Source organism: Neisseria iguanae (genome assembly GCF_003013245.1).
Classification (GTDB): domain Bacteria; phylum Pseudomonadota; class Gammaproteobacteria; order Burkholderiales; family Neisseriaceae; genus Neisseria; species Neisseria iguanae.
In genome coordinates this window covers 1-3,145 of the sequence record NZ_PXYY01000152.1, presented here as the reverse complement: position 1 = coordinate 3,145, position 3,145 = coordinate 1, and the positions used below count along the sequence as shown (strand labels likewise).

Annotated in this window: 3 protein-coding genes; 1 reads left to right on the top strand and 2 read right to left on the bottom strand. The window is 48.2% G+C overall.

Going from position 1 to position 3,145, the window contains the following annotated elements; translation table 11 throughout:
- Positions 1-261: 261 nt before the first annotated feature.
- Both C7N83_RS15020 and C7N83_RS17165 read right to left on the bottom strand, forming a co-directional pair.
- Positions 262-501 (bottom strand): NUDIX hydrolase, encoded by a 240-nt coding sequence (locus C7N83_RS15020; protein ID WP_170064926.1) that lies wholly within the window; start codon positions 499-501, stop codon positions 262-264.
- Positions 387-701 carry an NUDIX domain-containing protein gene (locus tag C7N83_RS17165; protein WP_425437528.1) on the bottom strand — a complete coding sequence of 105 codons (315 nt, stop codon included), beginning with the start codon at positions 699-701 and terminating at the stop codon, positions 387-389. The genes C7N83_RS15020 and C7N83_RS17165 overlap by 115 nt, the downstream gene beginning before the upstream one ends.
- A 235-nt stretch (positions 702-936) precedes the next feature.
- On the opposite strand from C7N83_RS17165, the gene C7N83_RS13560 reads away from it, so the two are divergent.
- Positions 937-2,814: a tetratricopeptide repeat protein gene (locus C7N83_RS13560; RefSeq protein ID WP_106743252.1), complete on the top strand. Its 1,878-nt coding sequence runs from the start codon at positions 937-939 to the stop codon at positions 2,812-2,814.
- Positions 2,815-3,145 lie beyond the last annotated feature (331 nt).

The following is a 3,145-nucleotide window of genomic DNA, read 5'->3' as shown; positions in this document are numbered from 1 at the left end:
TCCGGCTGTGTCGGAAGCAGTCAAACCTGAGGCAGAAAGGTGTAATATTTGCCGGAATTTCTGCCCGGAAAGTTTACCGGGCTTTGGGTACTTGTTTTTAATATAGATATCAGAAGCTTACCATAAAATTTTATGATTTTGCTTCCTAAGCCCCTTAATAGTTAGGCCGTCTGAAAGTATGTTTGGGAATCTTTTTCAGACGGTCTCACAATATTGTTGATAATGTTCGGTCAAACCATAAAGAATCATGGCGGTTAAACCCTAAATTTTGTAATGCGGGAAATACAGGGTGGGCATGGCAATGGCTTTGCCTTGGTATTGCAGTTCGCGCATTTTGTAATATTTGAGGTTCATGGCGAAATCAAACGGCACGTAAAACACTTCGGCTACCTCATCGGGATTGATTTGAATACTCGGATTGCCGGTACACAGCGTGGGAATGGGTGCACCTCGTAACCTGAAGGCGTGCAGTGCGGCGGTAAGGCGGGGAAGGTTTGCCAAGTTTGTGGCAGGATGCCGGCTTCCTTATGTGTTTTGCGTAAGGCAGTTTGGGTTAGATCAAGGTCTTGCGGCTCATGGCAGCCGCCGGCTAGAACGATTTGTCCGGTATGATGGCGCAATGAACCGGAGCGGCAGGTAAATAATATCTGCCATTGATGGTCTTTTTCCACCACAGCCAGCAATACGGCGCGACTTTGCATGCTGTCGGGCGGAGGAAACGGTTGCACAGACTTTGCGTACGGCAGTCGAATTCGTACGCGTGTAACAGAAAATCAGCAAGTAGTCGGGTTATGGCGGTATCCGTAAAGAGTTTGAAAGATTATATTACATTAGGTTTACGGTCGCTTGAATCTACAAATCAGACAGCTTGTGATAAAGTTATGCCTAAACTGAAAGGCCGTCTGAAAACACGGCCGGCGATGTAAAGGAATTGTTATGTTTTTTGTCCCTTCTCGTATCTGCGCTGTGGCTGCGGCGGTGATGATGTTGTTTGCGGTTGAAAGTTATGCCGCCAACGAAATCAAAATCCAGCCCAAAGCGGTAAAAGAAGTAAAAGAGCTGATTCAGAAGAAAAGCCGCTATACACCTGAAGAGCGCGAATTGGAGCGTCAGCGGCGTCTGGGTGTGATTGACCGTGCCAATACCGTGTTTACCTTATTGGGAGCCGAGATGGCTTTGCAAAAAGGCGATGCGGGCATAGCCTTGGCCACTTATATGGTGTTGCTCAACCGCACCAAATCACCGGAAGTTGCGGAGCGTGCGTTGGAAATGGCGGTGTCTCTGAATGCGTTTGAACAGGCTGAGATGATTTATCAGAAATGGCGCGAAATCGAGCCGGTGCCAGGTGCCGCACAAAAACGCATGGCATGGGTGCGTGATTTGCTGATGGGTAATACCGACCAAAAACTAAGCGGTTTGGATGATGTGTTGCTCAATGCCACAGAGGAACAGACGCAGCGTATTTTCTTATTGCTGGCGCAAGCAGCGGTGCAGCAGCAGGGATTGGCTGAAAAAGCTGGCAGAGAAGTGCATAAGGCCGCAGAAAAATATCCCGATATGCCGGAAGCAGCGATTGCCGATGTGATTTTCAGCGCGCAAGAAGGTAATGAACGCCATGCGGTAGCGGCTATGCAGCGTTTGGCTAATTTGGATGCGGAAATTTTGCCCCCAACTTTGTTGACTATGCGTTTGGTCGCGCAACGTCAGCCGCAGATGCTCAACCGCTTTTTTGAAGAAACCGATACCGTTGATTTGTCACCGGTGTGGCAGGAATTGGAAATCAGCAGCCTAATTGCTTCCCGACAGCCGGATAAAGCCTACGCGCGTTTGCAGCAATTGTTGGCAGCCAATCCGAATGCGGATTTGTATATTCAGGCGGCCTTATTATCGGCCAGCCGTAAGGAGGACATTTCAATCACTGATAATTATCTGGAAAAAGCCTACAACACCGGCACCCGCGAGCAGCAAGGCCGTGCAGCCATTATTGGCGCCATGCGTTATGCTGATGTGAAAAATTATGCCGAAGCGAAAAAACGGGCGGATAAAATCAGTGCGCCGGAATATGCGTTTGACAAAGCGGTGTTGAAAGCGTCAATTGCTGCTGAAGAGGGAAATATGTCCGCAGCCCTAACCGAAGCGCGCCGTGCTCAAAAGCTGCCTGAGCAACAGGGGCGTTTTTTCGGGGCGGCAGAGTTGCAGCGGGTTTATCTGTTTGCCTTGGCGCAAAGCGATAAACCGAAAGCCGCACTTGCCGAATTGAATAATATGATGGCAAAAGCCGCCAAACAACCCGAATCAGCCGAGCGTTTGCCGGATATTTTGTATCAGCGTGCCATGGTTTATGAAAAGTTAGGTCAGCATCAAAAAGCCGTTGCCGATTTGCGTCGCTATAATGATTTGAATCCCAATAGCGCCAGTGGCATGAATGCTCTGGGTTATACCTTATTGGTTATGCCCAATGGCGAGCAATATCTTGATGAAGCCTTCAAGCTGATTCAGGCAGCCTATCATTTAGATCCGGAATCCGCTGCGATTAACGACAGCTTGGGTTGGGCATATTATCTGAAGGGGGATTCTCAGGCCGCATTGCCTTATTTGGAATACGCGTATCGCGAGCATCCTGATGCCGAAGTCGCTTCGCATTTGGGCGAAGTATTGTGGCAACTGGGGCAGCGGGAACAGGCGAAACAGATTTGGCATGACGGTTTGCAAAAAAAAGGGGATAAAGCCACGTTGGGAGCGACCATGAAGCGGTTCGGCGTGGCTGTGCCGAGTACGCAGTCTGTCCGTAAAGGTAAGATTAAAGCAAAATAATTGATGGGCTGGGTCCTTTGCAAAATCCCCACCGTTGGCACATTTTTTCGCAATGTGCTTTTCAAACGTTTGTCTTTTTGGGTAATCTGTCTGCACGCTTTGCATTCGCTTAGTTTTGAACGCTATTCAAATCTAAGGTTTTACAAGGACTTAAGGCCGTCTGAAAAAATAAGGGGCTTAGGAAGCAAAATCATAAAACTTTATGGTAAGCTTCTGATATCTATATTAAAAACAAGTACCCAAAGCCCGGTAAACTTTCTGAGCAGAAATTCCGGCAAATATTACGCCTTTCTGCCTCAGGTTTGACTGCTTCCGACACAGCCGGATTAAC

What these genes read in the sequence shown, in the direction of transcription:
- C7N83_RS17165 (WP_425437528.1), bottom strand. Translation starts at nt 701, where the DNA reads ATGCAAAGTCGCGCCGTATTGCTGGCTGTGGTGGAAAAAGACCATCAA.
- C7N83_RS13560 (WP_106743252.1), top strand. Translation starts at nt 937, where the DNA reads ATGTTTTTTGTCCCTTCTCGTATCTGCGCTGTGGCTGCGGCGGTGATG.